This window comes from Nostoc sp., from assembly GCF_036917375.1.
Classification (GTDB): domain Bacteria; phylum Cyanobacteriota; class Cyanobacteriia; order Cyanobacteriales; family Nostocaceae; genus Nostoc.
In genome coordinates this window covers 65004-87270 of sequence record NZ_JBALDN010000098.1, presented here as the reverse complement: position 1 = coordinate 87270, position 22267 = coordinate 65004, and the positions used below count along the sequence as shown (strand labels likewise).

Annotated in this window: 12 protein-coding genes; 6 read left to right on the top strand and 6 right to left on the bottom strand. The window is 40.8% G+C overall.

The features are described from left to right. The first annotated feature begins 896 nt into the window (after positions 1–896). The gene (locus tag V7K45_RS26990) at positions 897–1163 is read left to right on the top strand and encodes a hypothetical protein (RefSeq protein ID WP_335008120.1); all 267 of its coding nucleotides are present in this window, start codon (positions 897–899) and stop codon (positions 1161–1163) included. A gap of 818 nt (positions 1164–1981) precedes the next feature. Further along, positions 1982–2347, top strand: a complete 366-nt coding sequence (locus tag V7K45_RS26985) for a hypothetical protein (RefSeq protein WP_335008118.1) — start codon at positions 1982–1984, stop codon at positions 2345–2347. A 384-nt stretch (positions 2348–2731) separates the two neighbouring features. Here V7K45_RS26985 and V7K45_RS26980 read toward each other — a convergent pair whose 3' ends face one another. Next, positions 2732–8164 carry a trifunctional serine/threonine-protein kinase/ATP-binding protein/sensor histidine kinase gene (locus tag V7K45_RS26980; RefSeq protein WP_335008116.1) on the bottom strand — a complete coding sequence of 1811 codons (5433 nt, stop codon included), beginning with the start codon at positions 8162–8164 and terminating at the stop codon, positions 2732–2734. A 304-nt stretch (positions 8165–8468) separates the two neighbouring features. Between V7K45_RS26980 and V7K45_RS26975 the strand changes: the two genes are divergently transcribed. Beyond that, entirely contained in the window at positions 8469–9884 is a 1416-nt protein-coding gene (locus tag V7K45_RS26975; protein WP_335008114.1) for a folate/biopterin family MFS transporter, read from the top strand. Between the two features lie 230 nt (positions 9885–10114). Then, positions 10115–11611, top strand: coding sequence for a carotenoid oxygenase family protein (locus tag V7K45_RS26970; RefSeq protein WP_335008112.1), 1497 nt, complete (start codon positions 10115–10117; stop codon positions 11609–11611). 4 nt (positions 11612–11615) lie between these two features. On the opposite strand, the gene V7K45_RS26965 is transcribed toward V7K45_RS26970, so the two are convergent. The 4 genes from V7K45_RS26965 to kdpA form a co-directional block, all read right to left on the bottom strand. After that, positions 11616–12773, bottom strand: coding sequence for a universal stress protein (locus V7K45_RS26965; protein WP_335008110.1), 1158 nt, complete (start codon positions 12771–12773; stop codon positions 11616–11618). A gap of 54 nt (positions 12774–12827) precedes the next feature. Then, positions 12828–13430 carry a K(+)-transporting ATPase subunit C gene (kdpC, locus tag V7K45_RS26960; RefSeq protein ID WP_335008108.1) on the bottom strand — a complete coding sequence of 201 codons (603 nt, stop codon included), beginning with the start codon at positions 13428–13430 and terminating at the stop codon, positions 12828–12830. Positions 13431–13771: 341 nt separating this feature from the next. After that, positions 13772–15877, bottom strand: coding sequence for a potassium-transporting ATPase subunit KdpB (gene kdpB / locus V7K45_RS26955; protein WP_335008106.1), 2106 nt, complete (start codon positions 15875–15877; stop codon positions 13772–13774). A gap of 571 nt (positions 15878–16448) precedes the next feature. Beyond that, positions 16449–18134 carry a potassium-transporting ATPase subunit KdpA gene (gene kdpA / locus V7K45_RS26950; protein WP_335008104.1) on the bottom strand — a complete coding sequence of 562 codons (1686 nt, stop codon included), beginning with the start codon at positions 18132–18134 and terminating at the stop codon, positions 16449–16451. A gap of 635 nt (positions 18135–18769) precedes the next feature. Between kdpA and V7K45_RS26945 the strand changes: the two genes are divergently transcribed. Further along, positions 18770–19867 (top strand): sensor histidine kinase, encoded by a 1098-nt coding sequence (locus tag V7K45_RS26945; protein ID WP_335008140.1) that lies wholly within the window; start codon positions 18770–18772, stop codon positions 19865–19867. A gap of 77 nt (positions 19868–19944) precedes the next feature. Beyond that, positions 19945–20619 carry a response regulator transcription factor gene (locus V7K45_RS26940; RefSeq protein WP_335008102.1) on the top strand — a complete coding sequence of 225 codons (675 nt, stop codon included), beginning with the start codon at positions 19945–19947 and terminating at the stop codon, positions 20617–20619. Positions 20620–20641: 22 nt separating this feature from the next. Here the strand turns inward: V7K45_RS26940 and V7K45_RS26935 are convergent, their stop codons facing one another. Further along, positions 20642–22018 carry a hybrid sensor histidine kinase/response regulator gene (locus V7K45_RS26935; RefSeq protein ID WP_335008100.1) on the bottom strand — a complete coding sequence of 459 codons (1377 nt, stop codon included), beginning with the start codon at positions 22016–22018 and terminating at the stop codon, positions 20642–20644. Positions 22019–22267 lie beyond the last annotated feature (249 nt).

The following is a 22267-nucleotide window of genomic DNA, read 5'->3' as shown; positions in this document are numbered from 1 at the left end:
ACTCTTACCTTCCTGAATCGATATTTTGAGTAACTTCAGCTATTAACTTGTTGTTAATGTTGATTGAGGACACACGGAAATCGCCGAGAGTTGACGCTTTCGACATACTTTTATGTCACCCTTGAGGGCTAGCAATTTTCTCGAAGATTTACCCTATTGATGAGCTTGTAAGCAGGACTTGTCTAACTAACTTGAAAAAGGCAGGAGGTGAGGCAGCCCCCGTCTTGGCGGTTCCCGGCGATGGGGGACTGCCGAACCCGAAGGGCAGGAGGTTCATTAAAGTCTTTACCTATTCCCTATTTCCTTTTTCATTCGTTATTTGTGTACCCGTTAATAATGCTAGTTAAGACTATCTAAGCCTTAAGCATTGTACATATTTATGAGCGTGTATTTAGGAAAACAGATGGTTTCACACTTTTTTTATCATTCTCGATCCGCAGATCAGCCCAGCCATCACTGACAAAGTGCCGAAAAATCAAGCTTGAATGCCTAAAACCCACACTTCATATTTCTTATCAAAGCGTAGCCCTACTGTCGTAAATATAGAGAATAATTCACTTTCGATAGGGAAAGAATTTTTATGCAATTGTTGTGGGCTATTGCCCGTGGGTGTGTAGCTTAAAAATAAGGAACATCTAAATAACACTTTGATAACCATATCTGAATATTTACTGAGATGTCCACACTTAAAGACATATCTTTGCATACTCTTTACATTATTTGCCGATCGGTATAATCTCAGTATTTATCTTTATGTATTCTTCATGTCTTGAGAACCACTAATAATTCTGAATGCAGCAGCTACACAGCAGCTAAACAGTTGTTTATTGGCTCGTGTAGCGTGTCATCGCCCCTAGTAGATAAGCAAGCTGTAAGAGTTTTTGAAATCTGGGATTATGCTGCGAGGTTCTGACGATGAGTTACAGGAGTTGAAAGCGGATCGCTCCAAGGTATTGGCAAATTATCAAGAGTTAATTAGGGATAACCTCCACCAAACATACTCCCATAGCGTAGGCGTAGCCTGTCCTAGCCATCGCAAAGAAACTACTGAGGACGGTGAATCTGAAACTGGATTATATTGGAAGATTTTGGACAAAAATAGATTTTTATTAAAAAAACAATCGTCAGGAAATGAAAGCGTATTAAATAGTGGATTTCTTTAATCATGCCAATTTGAAAGAAGAATGCAATATCCATATATATACATACAAGAGAGTGCGCGTTATGATTAGCAAAAATTTTTTAAATTGGCATCAGTATAATATTCATATAGATGGCAGTAAAGGTCAATTAGTACTTATAGATATATAAATTTATTCCCTTTCACTTAATTAATTCTTCATACAATCAATTTGTATATCGTTTAACGTAGTATATGCTTCTTGTTTACAGCTATTTTCAGGTAAATAGACCACGCAGTAAGGGTGCAAGGACTTGCGCCCCTACGACAGGTGTGATTCAAATACATGAAAACTGCTGTAAGTAGGCAAAGAAAATAGTTATGTCATATTCAAAGCTCAATCGGTGCTATTTTCTTCTGGCAATGCTAACTAGAAGGGTAGGTACGATCGCGATCGCATCCTTCCTTACGATCTAGTCGAACCGATTTGTCGTTCAGGGCTGGGTGCATTGCAAATCCCCATTGCCGAAGTTAGTGGTGGTATCTCTGCACGCGAGCTGTTCGAGATCGTTATTCGGGTAATGCAGGAACTATGATGATTTCAAGGATCGTGCGATCGCAAACGACGAGATCGACGGTACATCACTGCCAACGCGAGGATTCTTCTAGATTAACCACCTTGTATGGTAATTTCTGAGCTTGATAAATAAATGTAAAGAATAAGTTGGCATTGCATAAACTTCGCTTTCTAGCTTGATGAATTAACTAAGAAGCTAAAAAGTTGAAGGTACAAGATTGAAAATATCTTGTTATCTCCTTAATTAGTTGATTCAATAACATAGTTATTCTACAGGAGTAAAAATGAGTACATTAGAGCAAAGTCTTAGTCAATTCCGAGCTTTACCAAAACCAGAGTCATCTCGATTAATTGACTTTGAAGAAGCAGAAATTCGTCCTGGTATAGTAAGTGACACTTATATTTTAGTTGTTAGAGGAACGAAACCATACTTGAATTTGGAAGTGAATCTTGTGCCACTTGTATACGTCCAGCAACCTGAATATTGGGGAGTTGAGGTCGTTGGCACTTTGCCCGGAATCGGACTACCAGCGACCGCACCTTATACAGTTTCTCTGCCAGTAGACGGCATTCGTGGCAAACAAGGTATTGAAGTTATTGGTGCTACTAGTTCCAAGCAACTGCCTTTTCTAGATGTTAAGTATTCCTAATTCCCAATATGAATATGTGTAGAATCGAAGCATAAAACCCGCTCAAAAAATTGTTTTTAGGCTAATAGCTCAAGTTGGTTTAAACGGACTAAGAAAATATTTTTAGTCCGTTTAAACCAATTCCAATACTTGTCGTTTAAGGGTAAAAGGTAAGGGGGAAGGGGAAAGAAAAAACCTTTCATCTTTACTCTTTAACCTTTTCCCCAAACCTAATTTAATAGACTTTGTTGGTGTAGTAGAGAATTCTATTCACTCAATATTTTTAAAACATCCTCTTATACCAATTTAAAAAATGATTGCGATAGATGGGAAACTGAAACACTTATCCAATGGATGTTTCACAATCCAAAATCTAAAATCAAAAATGGTATTAGTTAGGTAGAGTTAAAATACTGGAATCTCAATGACAAATTCTGTTCCTTCACCAAGTACAGAATTGCAATTCAAGCTTCCATTATGGGTTTCCTCAACAATTTGACGAGCGATCGCTAATCCTAATCCTGTTCCTTTGCCAACTTCTTTCGTTGTAAACAAGTGGTCAAAGATGCGCGATCTAATCTCCTCTGGCATCCCAGGGCCATTATCTTTAATCCGAATTACGATCGTTTGTTGGTCACTAGATACTTCGGTTTGAATCAGTATTTGCTGACGATCGCCTTGCACTTGGACAAAAGAACGCCCGTCAATGGATGCATCTAAAGCATCAATTGCATTTGCAAGGATATTCATAAATACTTGATTTAGCTGTCCTAAAAAGCACTTAACAGGTGGTAAATTTCCGTATTCGGTGATGACTTCAATCGCTGGACGTTTTTCGTTAGCTTTGAGGCGATACTTCAAAATTAACAGAGTACTCTCAATCCCTTCATGGAGGTTACAAGCAACTTTTTCGGCTGTATCGGCTCTGGAGAAGGTACGGAGACTGATACTAATATCTTTAATTCGTTCTGAAGCCACCTTCATCGAACTTACTAGCTTTGGTAAATCTTCAATCAAGAATTCGAGATCAATTTCTTCGCCATGCTCAATGACTGCGATCGCAGGAGAGGGATAATGTTGTTTAAATAATTGGATATGGGCGAGTAAGTCTTGAGTATACTCTTCGGCATTGTGGAGGCTGCCTTCTAAAAATCCAATGGGATTATTAATTTCATGTGCCACACCTGCAACTAAATTGCCCAAGGTTGCCATTTTTTCATTTTGCACCATTTGTAATTGGGCTTGCTCAAGTTCTTGCAGCGATCGCTCTAGTTGATGAGCATAATTCTGGTATTCTTGATAAAGGCGGGCATTTTCTAGAGAGATGGCAGCTTGAGCGCATAGCAGTTGGATAACTTCGGTGCGATCGCGAGTAAATGCACCAATTGTTAGCGGATTTTCTAGATATAGCAGCCCAATAATTTTTCCCTGATTTAATATCGGCGTACACAACACACTCTTAGGTTGTTGCTGCATAAAATATGAGTCAGCGATAAAATCAGTTTCTGCTGTTGCATCATCCAGAACAACAGTTTTGAAGCTGTGTTTGACAAAGTTTACCAGTGTTATGGGAATGTCTTCGCTGGTTGACAATGGTGCAGATAATAGGGTGACTCCTTCATCAATAGTGGCTATGGCTTCAACCAATAAACTTTCCTGTTGGAGTATCAGCAGTGCTGCTTTTTGTGCCCCAGCATTTTCCATTACTACTCGCAAAAGTGTAGTGAGTAATTGCTCTAATTGAATTTCACTGGAGAGAGCTTGGGACGCTTTCAAGATGGTGGACAAATCGAGGGCTTCAGAGATACTGCTGCTAGAAAGATTTGTGTGGATGGTTTGATTTGGAAATGATGATGCATCGATAGTTGAACTCAGTTGAAAGTGATTAAGTTGCCCTTTTAAGATGGGAATAAGCAGTTGAGGATAGCGTTTTTCTAAGTCTTCAGTTTTAGCTTTAGCACCCCAACGGGCATAGCAGTAATAAGCTTCTTGCATATAAATTTGGGCGATTTTTTCTTTGTCCCAGTCGAGGTAAAATTTGGCCGCTAGTTCATTACTCAAGGCTTCTTCTTGGATATATCCATTTTCTTTCGCTAGAGTTATGGCGCGATCGTACAATTCCATTGCTTTGTTTTTGTGCAGCAAAATCCGCTGCCGTTCTGCTTCGACTAAATAAAATTTGTGTTGATGATTCATTGGGGCATAATGCGCCCATTTTTTTAGCTTTTTCTGATGGGATGTGACTTTTTTAAGAATCTGTTTTTGCTGGTTAGCCGTTGCCGTTGGATAGATAATTAGTTGGGTTAACGCCTCATAAAAGTAAACTATTGGTACAACTGCTGCCGATGTTACTCCATCTAAATAAGTTATTGCCTGAATTGCTGCCTCAGATGCTCTGGTATAATTTTCAAATAGGTAGCAAAGTATCAGTTCATTGGCATAGCTAAAGCTCAATCCAGTGCGATCGCCTGCTTGCTCTTGTAATAGACGAATAGTTTGGGCATCATAAACAGCACCTGATAAGTAACTGGGATCGGCAGATTGTCCTAACAAATTCAAGATTGCTTGACGAAATGAATTAATATACGTCTGGGGTTTTTCTTGTCTAAAATGGCTGTAGACTTCAGCATAGTCACCCATCTGTTTTTCTAACTCAGCTAATTCTTGCCCCATCAAATATCCATGAAAACTACAGCTATAGCTAGCCCAAGCTGCATATTCAATATCTCCGGTTTCTAAACCCACTTGATAAGCTTCAATTAACGGTGCAATTGTATCTTTAAGTGGTTGATGCCAGTGATTAATAAATGTTTGAACAATGAAGAAAGTTCTAGCTTTGAATTCTTTGCTATGGAATTTTTCGAGAACTTGTAATGCTAATTGACCAAATTGATAACCTGTCTCAATATTTCCCAGAATGCCACACTCTATCAATCCATACCAGGCATAGCCAAATGCAGATGCGGCAGCATTACCGTACTGCATCGATAAATTGACTTCGCTCAAGATGATTGGTGGTAGTAAATCTGGACGAGCAATATAAGCTGTGGAATTTGTACTAGCCAAAATTCGGATTGCTGCTAGTTGTTTGTCCCCAGTCATATTAGGTAAATCAATCAAATTTAAAGGAGATTTACCTACAAATCGTAATTTCGTTTGGGCTAGATTGAGTAATGTTTGTATTTTATTCGCTTGATGAGATAGTTTCACTCCTAAGAGATTTAGCAGTGCGATCGCAGTCCGAATCGAATCATCAAAACGACTCTGAGCTAAATAAGATTGAATTTGAATTTCAATCGATTTCACCCGATCTATTAAGACTTTAGCGTGTTGTTGAACTTGCTCAACAAACTCTTCTACTTCGTCAAACTGACCCATAAGATAGGCAGTCGAAGCAGCTTCTTCATACAAGGCTAATGTGAGTGAATATTGTTGTTGCCAGCTATCTGTTCTCAATAGCTGAATACCACAACTGATATATTCTATTGCATTCGTATAAGCAGTGGATAGTTTGGCTTTTTTTCCAGCCAGCAAATTTAACTCTGCTAATCGATCTCGCTCAGACTGTTGATTGATTAGCTTTACACCAATATTTAACTGATTAACAATCTCAAAAATTCTCTCTTCCTGTTTTTTAATTGGTATTTTGCTTAATAGCAGTTGGCCAATTTGCAGATGGATGGATTGCTTTGTTGACTCTGGGATCAACGCATAAGCTGCTTGTTGAATCCGATCGTGTAAAAATTTATAGTTTACAGTTAGCGAACTTTGTACTAAATCCTGTGTTTCCCGCCCAACATAGAATTTGTAAACTTCGCTTTGAGGCAGAATTAATCCTTCTTGTAATGCTTTCCAAAGGTATGTTGCTGTTTCGGTTTCAGAATTTTCCGAAACAATTGCCAATGTTGCCAAATCAAATTGATTACCAATACAAGCCGCTAATTTCAAAACATTTTGCGTTGATTCTGGTAATTTTCGCAACTGTAATACCATAAAATCAACTACATCATCTGTCAGAGCTAACGCCTTCATCTGGGCAATATCACACTGCCAACTTCCACTATTTAAATCAAATTTAATTAGCCGATCTTGATGTAGTGCTTTGAAAAATTGCGTACTAAAAAATGGATTTCCCTTGGTTTTCTGATAGACTAACTGGGTTAAGATTTCTGTAGTTTCTAACGAACAGTTTAGAGTATCGGCAACCAGTTGATTTAAGCTAGCTTCACTCAGGGCCGCTAATGTAATTTTGTTAATGGTAGCATTAGCTTTGGCAATTTCATCTAATGTCAATATTAATGGATGGGCAGGAAAAACTTCATTATCCCGATAAGCTCCAATTAATAATAAATATCCTGAGTTTGACTCATTCATTAGTAACTGGATCAACTTCATCGATGCTGAATCAGCCCACTGCATATCATCTAAAAAAATGACTAGGGGATGTTCTTTGGTAGTGAATACTTGAATAAACCTTTGTAATAATAAATTAAACCGATTTTGTGCTGCGTTTGGTAAAAGTTCCGTTGCTGGTGGTTGTTGACCAATAATTTGTTCTAATTCGGGAATTACCTCAAGAATGACTTGGCCCCGATCGCCCAGCACTTGTAAAATTTTATTTTTCCAAGTTGACAATTGGACATCACTTTCACTCAGCAATTGTCCCATTAAGTCTCGAAACGCCTGCACAAAAGCAAAGAAGGGAATATTACGATTAAATTGATCGAATTTGCCCTTAATGAAGTAGCCTCGTTGCCGGACAATGGGTTTGTGAACCTCGTTAACAATTGCTGTTTTACCAATACCAGAAAAACCAGCCACCAGCATTAATTCTGTCTGATTGTTGGTAACGCGTTCAAATGCTTTGAGCAGAGTTTCAACTTCATGCTCGCGACCATAGAGTTTTTCTGGGATAATAAAGCGATCGCACACATCCCGTTGGGCAATTGGGAAATTTACAATTTCCCCCGTTTCTTTTAGCTGGTGTAAACAATTTTCTAAATCATATTTCAGCCCAGATGCACTCTGATAGCGGTCTTCGGCATTTTTCGCCATCAGTTTCATCACAATGTCTGACAACACTTGCGGAATCTCTTTCCTATTCCCTGTTCCCTCTCCCCTCTCCCCTAAAACTGGCGGAAGTTTTGCAATATGACAATGCACCAATTCCATCGGATCGTGCGATTTAAAAGGTAATTTCCCTGATAGCAACTCATAAAAAGTTACACCTAAAGAATAAAAATCAGTACGGTAATCAATCCCCCGATTCATTCGTCCAGTTTGCTCTGGAGACAAATAGCTGAGTGTTCCTTCTAATACATTAGGACTCATCAAGACTTGAGTTTCTCGTGGCAGCAGAGATGCAATACTAAAGTCAATTAACTTAACTTCTTTAGTTTCTGGATTAATTAAAACATTGGCGGGTTTAATATCTTTGTGAATAATCCGATGATGAATTAGAATATCTAATGCATCACACAGAGCAATCGCTATTTGTAAAAACTCTTGTAAAGACCTGATATCTAGCGTCTGGTAAGAAGCAAAATAATCTTTCAGAGAAATTCCACCAAAATCTTCCATCACCAACGCATAACCATTTTGATACGCCTCCAGACTGTAGGTTTGGGCGATCGCAGATGAGTTAAGATTTTTGGCAATTGTGTACTGATTGCGAAACTGCAACAGATCGCTGAAACTGGGATATGAATTTTTTAGCAGTTTAATTACTACAGGTAATGAGTCAGTTTCTCGATACCCCCGATAAACTAGAGTTCTGGAACCATTGTAGATTTCTTCAGTTATGTCGTATCCGAGAATACTGACCATGCTGCTGACCATACTGCTAAACCCTGGTGATTTCTGAATTTATTGTTCCCAAATCAGTAACCTCAGTTTATATGTATTTTTTAATACAAATGATTAGAGTAAATCATCGCAGTAGATAAAACTGTATTTGATGTCCCAAATTCAAAGGCGAATAGCCGTTCATAAACGAGAACATTTTGCTAGAAGAAATAAAAGTTGTTAGAAAAGACTTAAATAATACTCAAAGAAGAAACCAAGGGAAAAGGTGAGAAAAAACCCACCTCTTAACGAATCGATATGATAGACAAGTAAACAAAATTTAAAAAATATTTATCGAATGGTAGATCAATCATCTGGCTTGTCCAAGGTCAAAGACTCATTAACACAAAAACTCTTCTTGGGTAATGAACCTAATGCGGAGTTAATTGCAATTCTCACCGTTTATTTTGTCCAAGGAATTTTAGGGCTATCGCGTCTAGCCGTTAGCTTTTTTCTCAAAGATGAACTACTGCTGAGTCCAGTCCAGGTATCGGCGCTATTGGGAATTGTCTTCCTACCTTGGATGATCAAGCCGATGTTTGGTTTTATCTCTGATGGCTTGCCTATATTTGGCTATCGTCGCCGTCCTTACTTGATTTTATCCGGGATACTGGGAACTGCTTCTTGGATGAGTCTGGCCACAATAGTTCATACTAGCTGGGCAGCTACCTTAGCGATCGCTCTTGGTTCTCTTAGTGTCGCCATGAGTGATGTCATCGTTGACTCGCTAGTTGTAGAACGAGCCAGAGGCGAATCGCAAGCAAAAGCTGGTTCACTACAATCTCTGTGCTGGGGTGCTTCTGCGATCGGAGGTTTAATAACAGCCTACTGTAGCGGTCTGCTCCTCCAATACTTTACTACCCGTACCGTCTTTGGGATTACCGCTTTATTTCCGCTGATCGTTTCAGGGGTGGCTTGGTTAATTGCTGAGTCCCCCGTTAGCAAAGATGCTGAAGATAGTAATCAGACCAACCCTTTACCAATAAAACATCAACTGGGGCAGCTACGCCAAGCCATTAGTCAAAAAACAATTTGGCTACCAACGGCGTTTATCTTCATCTGGCAAGCTACCCCAAATGCTGACTCAGCCTTTTTCTACTTTTCTACCAACGAACTCCACTTTGAACCAGAATTTTTGGGGCGAGTAAACTTGGTGGGAAGTTTCGCTTCTTTGGCAGGCGTTTGGATTTTTCAACGTTTCCTCAAAAGCATTCCTTTTCGCGTAATTTTTGCTTGGAGTACTGTCCTTTCGTCACTTTTGGGGATGACGATGCTGTTGTTGGTGACTCACACAAACAGGCTATTGGGTATAGATGACCACTGGTTTAGTTTGGGTGATAGCTTGATTCTGACTGTGATGGGGAAAATTGCCTTTATGCAAGTGATGGTGCTAGCAGCAAGGCTTTGTCCCTCTGGTGTGGAAGCGACATTATTTGCCTTGTTAATGTCAATCTATAATTCAGCTGGAACAGTTTCCCATGCATTCGGGGCATTAATCACATATTGGCTGGGGATCACCGCAACAAACTTTGAGTCACTTTGGCTCTTGGTGGTAATTACTAACCTCAGCACGCTATTACCCCTACCATTTATCAAATGGCTACCTGCTGCTGAAGAGCAAACTGAGACAATCAAAAATGAGGAACAACTATTTTCGCCTGATTTGATGTCTGAGTTGGTACTAAGAGAATCAAAGTCGGAAATAGTGGAATAAGGTAATACAGCAGAATTCTGAATTTAGAATGGGCTGCGCTAACAGGAGTAAAACAGGCTTTATACCTGGATAACAGACAAATCGTTGTGTATCTCATCAACCTAAAATCTCCTGTAAATTTCACCCTAATTCGAGTGAGCGCTATATCTTCTCGTTTGAGTAAAGCTGCAAATAAATTATTTTGAGCGGCTACGTATTTTTGTGCCAAATAACAAGAAAAAACCAAGTACATGCATTTTCAAATTCAAGAAAGCTTAGTTACAGAAAAATCCTACACCCGTGCAGACTGGCAACAAGGATATCAATCTCTCACTGAAGAGTTTGATTATTGGATTGATGATATAGAAGGACAAATTCCCAAACAATTACAAGGAACGCTGTTTAGAAATGGCCCCGGTTTGCTGGATGTGAATGGGCAGCCTTTTCATCACCCATTTGATGGGGATGGGATGATTAGCAAAATTACTTTCACCAATGGTCGTGCCCATTTTCGTAACCGCTTTGTCCGCACAACTGGCTATTTAGCAGAGCAAAAGGCGAAAAAAATTCTCTATCGTGGTACTTTTGGTACTCAAAAACCCGGTGGTTGGCTAGCTAATATCTTTGACTTCAAACTCAAAAATATTGCCAATACAAATGCGATCTATTGGGGTGGTAAACTGCTAGCACTGTGGGAAGCGGCTGAAGCACATCGCCTCGATCCTTACACTCTTGAAACCTTGGGGAATGAATATTTTAATGGTGTTTTGTCACCAGGTGAGGCTTTCGCGGCACATCCCCGTTTGGAAAAAAATTGCGATAGAGATGGCGGTGCATCTTGCCTGGTAAATTTCTCAATTAAGCCAGGATTATCTACCACTATTAATATTTTTGAGCTAAACCCAGCGGGTGAAATTGTCAGACAGCACGCTCATAAGGTTCCAGGTTTCTGTTTCATTCACGATTTTGTCATTACTCCCAATTACTGCATCTTCTTTCAAAATCCTGTTAAATTTAATCCCATACCTTTCGCTTTGGGAATACGTGCGGCAGGAGAATGTATCAAATTTCAGCCAAATCAGCCAACTCAGATTCTAATTATTCCCCGCTTCCCCAAAACAGGGCAAGAACAAATCAAAACTCTGGAAACTCAGTCGGGTTTCGTCTTCCACCACGTTAATGCTTTTGAGGTAGGAGAGGAAGTTTTGATTGACTCCATTTGTTACCAAAACTTACCAGAAGTGGAACCCAAAAGTGATTTTCGACAAGTTGATTTTGAAGCTTCTTCACCTGGGCAACTTTGGCGATTTTATCTGAATCTAAAGAATGGGATAGTACGGCGGGAATTGATTGAGAGCCGATGTTGTGAATTTCCCAGCATACATCCGGCGAATGTGGGACGCTCTTATCGATATCTATATATAGGTGCGGCTCATGCAGAAACTGGTAATGCTCCCTTACAAGCATTGCTAAAAATTGATTTAAAGTCTGGAAAAAGGCAGCTTTGGAGTGCTGCACCCCGTGGTTTTGTAGGCGAACCGATTTTTGTCCCGCGCCCAGGTTCTGAAAAGGAAGATGATGGTTGGATATTAGCTTTGGTTTATGATGCTGCCCATCACCGCTCAGATTTGGTAATTTTGGATGCTAGTGATTTCTCTAAAGGAACGATCGCTCGCCTACATCTCAAGCATCATATCCCCTATGGTTTGCATGGAAGCTTTACTTCTGAGGTTTTTGGGGAAATTTAATCCCCTATTTGGATGAAACCATTTTTTCACTGGCAATGATATGCAAATCGATGTTTTTGAGCAAACGTACCAATTTTTGCGTCAAAGATCCTTTGAGGAGCATTTGCCAGCGCGATCGCTGACTTTCTCCAATTACAATTTGAGTGATACGATGTCTCTCGGCGACCTCAGCGATCGCATTAGCTATATTACTGTTAGTAACACGAAGAAAAGTACCTTCAAATTCTTTACAAAGTTTCTCACAAGTGTGGATGTGTAAGCTTTCTTCTTTGGTGAGAAAGCGTTCTGGATCGGCAACGAACAAGGTATAAAGTGGCGCATTCATATAGTTAGCCAATCTCGCACCCCGGCGTAACAGTTGTACTGAGTTGGGATAAGTGGATACACACACCAAAACCCGCTCGTGAATATTACAAAATTGTCCGTTGGGAGTAGAGGCGATCGCATTTTCTTCCACGTTGTCTGCCACCTCCCGCAAAGCCAACTCCCGCAAAGCAATCAGGTTACGGCGTTGGAAAAAATTATCGAGGGATTGTTGGATTTTGGGCTGTGCGTAAATCTTACCTTCTAATAACCGTTCTTGCAGCGTTTCTGGTGTGACATCCACTACCACTATTTCATCTGCTTCATCCATAATTCTGTCAGGAACGCGCTCCCGGACTACCACACCTGTAATTCTAGCTACTAAGTCGTTGAGACTTTCTAGATGTTGGACATTCATTGTGGAGTAGACATCAATCCCGGCTGCCAAAACTACTTCTACATCTTCGTAGCGCTTTTCGCGTGGAGAACCAGGGACATTGGTATGAGCAAGTTCATCGATTAAAACTAATTGGGGCGATCGCTTTAAAATAGCATCTGTATCCATATCCGTCAGCGTCAACTCACCGCGAGGATATTGCTTACGGGGTATAATTTCCAGTCCCTCTGCCTTTTCTGCTGTCTCCTTGCGTCCGTGGGTTTCCAAAAGCCCAACGACCACATCAATTCCTTCCTGTTTGAATGCGTGTCCCTCTTCTAGCATTCGGTAGGTTTTGCCTACTCCAGGAGCCATACCAATAAAGATTTTATGCTTACCCCGCCGTCGTGTCGGATAAAGCGAGTAACTTGCAGAATTTAAAGGCGCATTCCCAGCCGAACCAGTATTAGGATTATCTGACATTTCTAGCACTCCTATTGCATGGGAAAACCATCATTGCCAATCCCCAATGCCCATTTACTGATTTTGCTGACGATTAATATCTTGCAAGTCAAGAGCATAATTCAATCGGAGAACATTGATTCCCGGTTCGCCAAAAATCCATAAAAATCTGTCATCAGTATACTTATTAATTAAACGTAAAATCTCATCTTCTTTTACTCCCCGCGCACTAGCAACCCGCGTCAATTGCTGCCGTGCTGCTTTAAAGGAAATATGCGGATCTAAACCAGAACCAGAGGTATAAATTATATCAGCTATTGGTTGAAGATTTTCGTCTCGCAATTTATCTGCCTGTTCTAAAATCCGCTTTAGTAGTTCTGGATTGCTGGCAGCGAGATTGCTAGCTCCAGATATGCCAGTTGGCTTGGCTTTTTTCCCTTGGCTATATCTAACAGTACTAGGACGAGGATGGAAATATCGCTCAGATGTGAACACCTGACCAATCAAAGCCGAACCAATTGGTTCATTACTTAGATTCCGCATGATGCTGCCATTAGCTTGATAGGGCAAAAAAACTTGACCCACTACAAGAATTACCAGCGGATAGATGATTGCAGTCAACAACCAAAGCATTAGAGTTATAAAAATTGCTCTGATAGTTTCTCGAATAATAGCCATAAAAAGTTTTCCAATTGCGCCTAGAATTTAATTTTTAATTTTAATTTTTAATTTTTAATTCTTTTGCCCACCTAGCAGGAGATTATAAGATGCTGTTAGCAACAGCATAAACAACTGGGGCCGTTACCACATTCAAGCACAGCAAGATCGAAATAGCGAGTGGTAGATGTTGTTTATGCCATTGCGACTAAACAAAGGATATCGCCAAAGCAGTGCCGAGTGAAAACGATGTTTATTTATATTCTTCTTGTCCCCCCTGTCAACAGGTAAAAGTAAAAATGTTTATTATTTTACTTTGGTCAAGATGCGATCGTTTCCCAGCGTCTCTACTTTTGCTATCCTTAAGCCAAACCTACAAGTGTAATCAGTACATCGATCAACTTAATTGCAATAAACGGCGCAATCACCCCACCTAAGCCGTAAATTAAGATATTGCGTTGGAGTAACTGATTAGCTGTCAGCGGTCTAAACCTCACACCCTTTAATGCCAAGGGAATCAAAGCGGGAATAATCAAAGCATTATAAATCAATGCTGAGAGTACAGCAGATTTAGGGCTAGTCAAATTCATAATATTCAGGCTTTGCAAATTAGCAGCGACAAATATCACTGGAATAATTGCAAAGTATTTAGCAATATCATTAGCGATGGAAAATGTTGTCAATGCCCCGCGAGTAATCAACAATTGCTTACCAATACCAATAATATCGAGCAGCTTTGTGGGATCGGAGTCCAAATCGACCATGTTGGCGGCTTCTTTTGCAGCTTGGGTTCCTGTATTCATGGCCACGCCGACGTTAGCTTGGGCTAATGCTGGAGCATCGTTAGTTCCATCTCCCGTCATTGCGACCAGTTTACCTGCTGCTTGTTCTTGTTTAATGATAGTGATTTTGTCTTCTGGTGTGGCTTCGGCAATAAAGTCATCAACCCCTGCTTCTTTGGCAATGACAGAAGCGGTAATTCGGTTGTCTCCAGTTAGCATGATGGTACGCACTCCCATCCTTCGCAGTTGCTCAAAGCGATCGCGGATACCAGGTTTAACTATATCTTTGAGATAAATAATTCCATAGATTTCGTTATCTAGGCTAACTGCTAGGGGTGTACCTCCCAGGCGCGAAACTCGTTCGTAGGCAGCATCTAATTCTGGCGTATCGCGTCCGTTGCGGGAACGGACAAATCCTTTAATAGCTTCTACTGCTCCCTTTCTGGCTTCATACCCACCAGGTAAGTTTGTGCCACTCATCCGGGTTTTGGCGGAAAAACTGACTCCTTCTGCCTGAGTAGAGTCAAAATCAAACCGTGCGCCCAACTTTTCTGCCAGTCGGACAATGGATTTTCCTTCTGGTGTATTGTCAAAGACGCTAGCTGCCCAGGCAACATTAGCAATTTCCGACATTGAATGACCGTTGAGGGGAATAAACTCTTCTGCCAGACGGTTGCCGAGAGTAATTGTACCTGTTTTGTCGAGAAGTAAAGTATTGATATCACCACAGGCTTCGACTGCTCGTCCTGATGTGGCAATGACGTTAAATTGGGCAACTCGATCCATACCAGCAATACCGATGGTACTTAGTAAGCCGCCAATGGTGGTAGGAATTAACGCTACTAATAAGGCAATTAAAATTGGGACACTGACTGGACTGTTGACATAGTAAGCAAGTGCGGGCAACGTGACTACGACTAACAAAAACACTAAGCTGAGAACTGCTAACAATACCGTGAGGGCAATTTCATTAGGTGTTTTGCTGCGTTCTGCCCCTTCTACCAAGGTAATCATTCGGTCAATAAAGCCTTTACCTGGGTCAGTAGTAATACGGATAATTAGTTCGTCTGAGATAATCCGCGTCCCACCAGTGACGGAACTGGCAACATCGGAGCCTGATTCTTTTAATACTGGTGCAGATTCCCCAGTAATTGCCGATTCATCCACTGAGGCAACACCCATGATTACTTCACCATCGGCGGGGATGATATCGCCAGCAACGACGTAGATTGTATCGCCTTGTTTCAGGCTAGTGGATGAAACTTCACTAATTGTGCCATCGGCAGCAAGTTTTTTAGCGATCGCCTCCAACTTTGTTAACCGCAAGGCATCGGCTTGGGCTTTACCCCGCCCTTCTGCCACTGCTTCGGCAAAATTGGCAAACCAAACTGTAAAGAATAAAATCCCCGACAACAAGGCGTTAAAAACTTGCGGGTTTTTTTGCAGGGCTGGACCAAATAGGTTGGGATCGATCGTTAGCAATAGGATGATGATTGTCCCTACCCAAACCACAAAGATTACTGGATTTTTGATTGCATACTTAGGGTTGAGCTTGACAAAAGCATCTCTAATTGCTCTTAAGTACAGCCACTTATTATTTGCCCTAGTCTTTTTACGTTTTTGGCGGCGATCGCCAGAACGAGAACTTGGGCGTCTAGCTTTGAAGTTAGTTGCCACTGGATTCATAAATAAAGTTTAGGAGTCAGAAGTTAGGAGTTAGGAGTTATAGGAACTTCTAATAAAAAAATATCCAACCTGTAGGATGCGTTAGTAACGCATCCTACGAAACCGGATAATTTATAAGATAACGGCAGGAGCCAGGAGGAAATAAGTATGAATGAAAACTTTAGTTCTGAGTAATTACCCAGTTAAAAATAAGATACTGGTACGAGACGCCTAGTGCAAGATATAGCTGAGTGCTGTTAGCGAGGCGTTGAGCCAGTGCTGAGTATAAACCTAGTAGTTCGCCAAGTTCACTTGGCGGGGTAAAGGGGAAGGGGGAAGGGGGAAAGGGTTTAAATCCCTTACCTTTTTCCCTTTCCCCTTTCCCCAGTCCTCACTTAGCATTTTTGGGTTGGCAGACTACTAGTTGCTTCCAGGCTTTGAGCAATCAACACTGTCCTAACATGTCTGACTACAGCTATATAACCTTTCTTGCTTGAATCTCACACTTTTAAGTCTGGGTTACTCCTTCCTCCTGCCTCCTGAATTACTTTTTGATATCTTCTTAATTTCAAACTTATAACTCATAACTTTTCTAACTGCCAGATGCTAGTTTCAAACCCTCAGCGATGGGGCCTAAAGCCAGAACGGGAAAGAAAGTTAATACTCCCAAAACCAGCGTCACTCCAGCCACGATCCCAGTAAATACTAAAGAATCAGTTCTCAGGGTAGCAGGGGTTTCTTCTACTGGTTGTTTGCGAGACATCCCGTCAGCTAGCAGCAGGATGGCAATTATCGGAATGTAGCGTCCTCCGATTAGGCTCACTATTGTACTCAAGTTCCACCATAGGGTGTTATCCCCCAAGCCTTCTAAACCCGAACCATTATTTGCTGCTGCTGAGGCATATTCATAAACTACTTGAGAAATACCGTGATAGCCAGCGTTGCTAATTCCAGATAGAGAGATGGGATAAGCTAAAGCGATCGCACTGGGGATCAAAACTAGAATTGGGTGAATCAACAGCACTAAACTAGCGAGAACGATTTCCCGCTTTTCAATTTTGCGTCCTAAAAACTCTGGAGTGCGTCCTGCCATGAGTCCAGTTAGGAAGACTGTGAGAATTAAGTAAATAAATAAGTAAGCTGTTCCAGTTCCTTGACCACCCCAGATAACTTGGATAAACAAGTTGAAGAGAGTCGAGAATATTCCTTGCGGCATCAAAGAATCGTGCATCCCATTCACAGCACCAGACATAGTAGCGGTAGTCATCACTGCCCAAAATGCTGTTTGTGCCCAACCAAATCGAACTTCTTTCCCCTCTAAATTGGGCTGTTCTAATCCAAAGGCGGTATTAACTAAGGGATTACCTTGTAGTTCTCCCACAGCTGTCACTCCTACCAGAATGACAAAAATCACAAATACCATCCAAAAAAGTAGCCAAGCTTGTTTGATGTTATTGGCAAATATACCGTAGGTGTAAATCAAGGCTGCTGGGATAGAAATCATGGCGAGCATTTCTATCAAGTTAGAAGCGCCATTGGGATTTTCAAAGGGATGTGCTGAGTTGACGCCAAAAAAGCCACCGCCGTTCTCGCCCAAAAGTTTGATCGCTTCAAAGGATGCCACCGGGCCTCTGGCCAGATATTGCGTCCCGCCTTCTAAGGTTTGCACATCCATAGCCCCAGCTAACGTTTGTGGTACACCTGTTATAAGTAATGCGATCGCGCCAATAATCGAAATCGGCAGCAATATTCGCGTAATTCCACGGACGAGATCGACGTAAAAGTTTCCCAGTCTTCTACCCGTTAACCCGCGAATAAAGGCAATTCCCACAGCTAAACCTGTGGCTGCGGAGGTGAACATCAAAAAGCCTAAAGCCGCTACCTGGCTAAAATAGCTTAAGGTTGTCTCACCTACATAGTGTTGTTGATCGGTATTGGTGACAAATGAAATCGTTGTATGTAGCAATACATCCCAGTTGGGCGCGCCGAAGCCGTTTGGATTCCAGGGTAGGAGTCTCTGAAAAAATATCAGAAAATACACTGAAATAGCCATAATCAAGTTGCAAAAGAGTACAGCCCGGATATACTCCCCACCCGTCATGTCATCTTTTCTCCGAACACCCGCAAATACGAACATACTCCGCTCTATGGGGTTCATTAAAAAATCAAGCAGTGTTCTTTCTCCCAAAAAGACAGACGCTATGTATCTTCCGAATAATGGAGTGATTGCTATGACAATACATAGCGTTAAGCCAATTTGCAAAAAACCTTGTCCCATATATTTCGCGCTAAATTAAATTTAAGTGGTATTATGCCAATTCTGAGAAATAATAGATTAACTGTGGAAATATTTGATTTCAAGGGATTTCCCTAAACAGTACTGAGTACAAAAAGTAATAATCGCACTCAGGATCAAATCAGTTTCGAGTATGTAAGTACCTCATCTGAGAGTAAAAATATTTACAATTCCTACTTTTGACTCAGTACTGATTCAATGTCCTGCTACGGCTAACATAACTCCTGAATATTTTCAGTTATGACTATCTAGATACTTATTAAAGTTTTCGTTAAGAATATTTAATTTTGACTCTTAATTTATCTATCTCACTACTTAGGACTATTTGTTTATACAATACATTTTGCAAGTTTGCTACTTTCAAAGAATATAAATATCATAAAGTGTTTTCTTAATGGGATTAGAGATTGGGAAGATAGTGGTAGTACCTCGCTGATTGTGGGTAAGTACCCAGTTTCCACTCTCCAGTCCTCCTTTGCTGCATTTGGAGAATCGTAATTTTCGGGTTAATTCTTAAGTTGGCATTTGCAGATATAGATTCCAGATATAGCGTAATTGGTAAATTAAATAGTTATACAGATTGGATAATCATGATTTTTAATAAATCATAAATGACGATGTTGAGTCGATTATTGACTATGAAAGAAGCTATAAATGAGCGTGGAAAGACTTATGGATTAATAGCGATCGCCTTTGCGACCGTGATAATACTAGAATATTTGACACCCCCAGAGTACGTATTTGGCTACCTTTACACAGGAACGATTTTGTTAGCAGATTCTCGATTGAATCGGAGAGCAGTTTTGGGGATCACTCTAGCAGCAACAGGATTAACATTATTGAATTTGTTTGTTCCCGGAGGAGAAATGATTAATTCTCCAACGTTGGCAAATCGGTTAATTGCAGTATTGGCGTTGATGGTGACAGGTTGGTTAAGCGATCGCAACCACCGCAACGAAGAAGCGATCGCTTATACCCAAGCACAATTACGCTCCCAAGAACAACTAGCTATCATGCGTGAAGATTTTGTTTCTACCTTAACGCATGATTTGAAAACACCTTTATTAGGAGCAATTGAAACGCTGAAATATTTTCAAAATGAGCAATTTGGTGAAATCACGCCCATGCAAGCAAAAGTATTACAAACAATGGCTCGTAGTCATGCCAGTACATTGCAATTAGTCCAAACACTTTTAGATGTCTACCGCAATGATGCCGAAGGGCTGAAACTACAGATGTCGCCAGTTAACTTGGTGACGGTAGCGGAAGAGATCGTGGCTACCCTGAGCGAACTAGCAAGAACACGTCAGGTTTATATTTCTCTGCACTATGGTGAATCAGATTTTCGCAGCTTTCTCTGGGTAAACGGCGATTCTTTACAACTTGGGCGAGTTTTCAGCAATCTCCTGAGTAATGGCATTAACCATACCCCTCGTGGCGGTAAAGTGGAAGTAGTATTTGAAGGTTATTCTAGCGATCAAGTGGTAAAAATACTCGATACTGGTTCCGGGATTACCGAAAAAGAGTTACCTCACTTATTTGAAAGATTTTATCAAGGAAATAGCGATCGCCACGTCTCCGGTTCTGGGCTAGGACTTTATTTGACCAGGCAAATTATTACTGCTCATGGGGGTACAATTTGGGCAGAGAATCGCTCACCACGCGGCGCACTGTTTGCTTTCCGACTCCCAGCTTGTCCACCACCGGGGAGATGAGGAGTGGGGAGGGGAGTAGGGGGCAGAGGAGCAGGGGGGCAGAGGCAGAAGAATTAATGACAAATGACAAATAACAAATGACAAAAATCTTACTAGTTGAAGATGATGAATTATTTCGGCTTGGTTTGCGGATGCGGTTGCAACAAGAAACCAGTTTGGAGATTGTCGCAGAAGCGGAAGATGGGGAACAAGCTGTAGAATTAGCCAATCACTATCCTCTGGATTTGGTCTTGCTGGATATTGGTTTACCAGGGATTGGCGGGATTGAGGCTTGTCGCCAAATCAAGCAGAAGCACCCAAATTTACCAGTTCTCGTTTTAACGTCTCGTTCTGAAAAACCCCTGATTTCGCGGTTAATTGCCGCTGGGGCGCAAGGTTACTGCCTTAAAGGTATTCCGGCTGAGTCTTTGATATTGGCGGTGCGATCGGTTGCTGCGGGCGCTTCTTGGTGGGATCAAACGGCAACAACTGAAATTAGAGCCGCTTTTGAGGGCAATTCGATGGCGGTGCAGTCTGCAAAAACTGAGGAATCTCTAGAAAATCCTTTAACGAAGCGGGAGCAAGAAATTTTGGCACTGGTAGCAGCTGGCAAAAGCAATCAAGAAATTGCTGAAATTCTCTACATTGCCCCTGGTACAGTGCGGGTTCATGTCCATGCTATTTTACAGAAATTAGAAGTACGCGATCGCACTCAAGCCGCAGTTTTAGCTATTCAAAAAGGATTGGTAGCACCAGAATTATTGATTAATTAGATTTATTGGGAAAGAAATTCTTTTAAGATTTTGAAAATTGCGATGAGATATCAGGCTGCTCTATGGGAATTTCGATCGCAAACTCTGCTCCTTTGCCCACAGATGAGTTACAGCTTATATTTCCTCGGTGTTTTTGGACAATAATCTGATAGCTAATAGATAATCCTAGTCCACTACCTTTGCCCACAGGTTTTGTGGTAAAAAATGGGTCAAATAAACGCGATCGCAACGACTCTTCAATACCAAGACCATTATCAGCGATCGCAATTTTGACTACGTTTAAGTCTGTCACCTCTGTATGAATCCAAATTTGGGGAGTAGAGACTAGGGAGTAGGGAGGAGCAGATTGATTCCCCATTCCCTCTTCTGGAAATTGATTCCCTGCTCCCCACTTTCCATTCTCTACACCCTCTTCTATTGCATCAATAGCATTATTCAACAAATGCATAAATACTTGATTTAGTTCACTTGCATAACAAGTGACTAGGGGCAAGTTACCATAATCTTTCACTACAACAATTGCCGGACGATTGGCTGTTTCCCTGAGCCGATGTTGTAACATTACTAAAGTATTTTCGATGTCTTCATGGATATTGACCCGTTTCATCTCTGCTTCATCATGCCGAGAAAAATGTTGTAGCGCCAGTACAATTTCCTGAATGCGATCGGAGCCTCTATACATTGCACCTATCAAATTTTGCAGATCCTTAATGATAAAATTCAAGTCTACATCTTTGGCTATCTGCTGAATTTTTGGTGTGGGTTTGGGATATTCTTGCTGATAGACCTCAATCATCTTCACTAGGTCTTCTACATATTGACCAGCATATTGGAGATTTCCATAAATAAAACTGATCGGGTTATTAATCTCATGAGCCAGTCCAGCTACCAACTGTCCCAGCGCCACCATCTTTTCGTTTTGAATCTGTTGAACTTGAGAGGCTTTTAAGTTGTCAAGAGCCTGTTGGAGTAAAAAGTTTTTTTCTTGCAGTTTAACTTGGAGCAAGCGTAAATTAATCTGATTTTCAATTCGCAACACCACTTCTGCACCATGAAAAGGTTTTGCAATATAATCTACACCACCAACATCAAATGCTTTTACCTTATCGACAACATCATCCAGAGCGCTAATAAAAATTACTGGGATTTCACTAGTTTTATCGTCAGCTTTTAGTTGTTGACAAACTTGGTAGCCATCCATACCTGGCATATTGATATCCAGCAAAATCACATCGGGCAAAACCATTTGACATGCAGTCAGTGCCATTTTACCGTTTAAGGCTTTGCGAACTTCAAAACCTTGTGCAGTCAACATCGCCGATAAAAGCCGCAAATTATCTGGGGTATCATCGACCACCAAAATATTTCTTTTCTGATGGTTAGTTTGATTAAAATGCATTATTGATCAAAAGTTATGCGTATAATTTATTGAGGATAGTAAATCCTTCTTTGAAATCACCCTAAAATTTGTTAACCGATTTCACCGAAATATTTATATTTATAGTTTAACTCTCACGTGGCTGGAGAGTTTTGCAGATTATCGAAGCTATTGGCCAGTTATTACCTTTGGCAAGCTGATTAATTCTGTAAGTATTGTAGTAAATAGCACTCACAGATAATAAGCCAAGGATCGAAAATTAAATTTTTT

Excerpts from the sequence above, each read along its gene's own strand:
- V7K45_RS26990 (WP_335008120.1), top strand. The coding sequence starts at position 897 with ATGCTGCGAGGTTCTGACGATGAGTTACAGGAGTTGAAAGCGGATCGC.
- V7K45_RS26985 (WP_335008118.1), top strand. The coding sequence starts at position 1,982 with ATGAGTACATTAGAGCAAAGTCTTAGTCAATTCCGAGCTTTACCAAAA.
- V7K45_RS26980 (WP_335008116.1), bottom strand. The coding sequence starts at position 8,164 with ATGGTCAGCAGCATGGTCAGTATTCTCGGATACGACATAACTGAAGAA.
- V7K45_RS26975 (WP_335008114.1), top strand. The coding sequence starts at position 8,469 with ATGGTAGATCAATCATCTGGCTTGTCCAAGGTCAAAGACTCATTAACA.
- V7K45_RS26970 (WP_335008112.1), top strand. The coding sequence starts at position 10,115 with ATGCATTTTCAAATTCAAGAAAGCTTAGTTACAGAAAAATCCTACACC.
- V7K45_RS26965 (WP_335008110.1), bottom strand. The coding sequence starts at position 12,773 with ATGTCAGATAATCCTAATACTGGTTCGGCTGGGAATGCGCCTTTAAAT.
- kdpC (WP_335008108.1), bottom strand. The coding sequence starts at position 13,430 with ATGGCTATTATTCGAGAAACTATCAGAGCAATTTTTATAACTCTAATG.
- kdpB (WP_335008106.1), bottom strand. The coding sequence starts at position 15,877 with ATGAATCCAGTGGCAACTAACTTCAAAGCTAGACGCCCAAGTTCTCGT.
- kdpA (WP_335008104.1), bottom strand. The coding sequence starts at position 18,134 with ATGGGACAAGGTTTTTTGCAAATTGGCTTAACGCTATGTATTGTCATA.
- V7K45_RS26945 (WP_335008140.1), top strand. The coding sequence starts at position 18,770 with ATGTTGAGTCGATTATTGACTATGAAAGAAGCTATAAATGAGCGTGGA.
- V7K45_RS26940 (WP_335008102.1), top strand. The coding sequence starts at position 19,945 with ATGACAAAAATCTTACTAGTTGAAGATGATGAATTATTTCGGCTTGGT.
- V7K45_RS26935 (WP_335008100.1), bottom strand. The coding sequence starts at position 22,018 with ATGCATTTTAATCAAACTAACCATCAGAAAAGAAATATTTTGGTGGTC.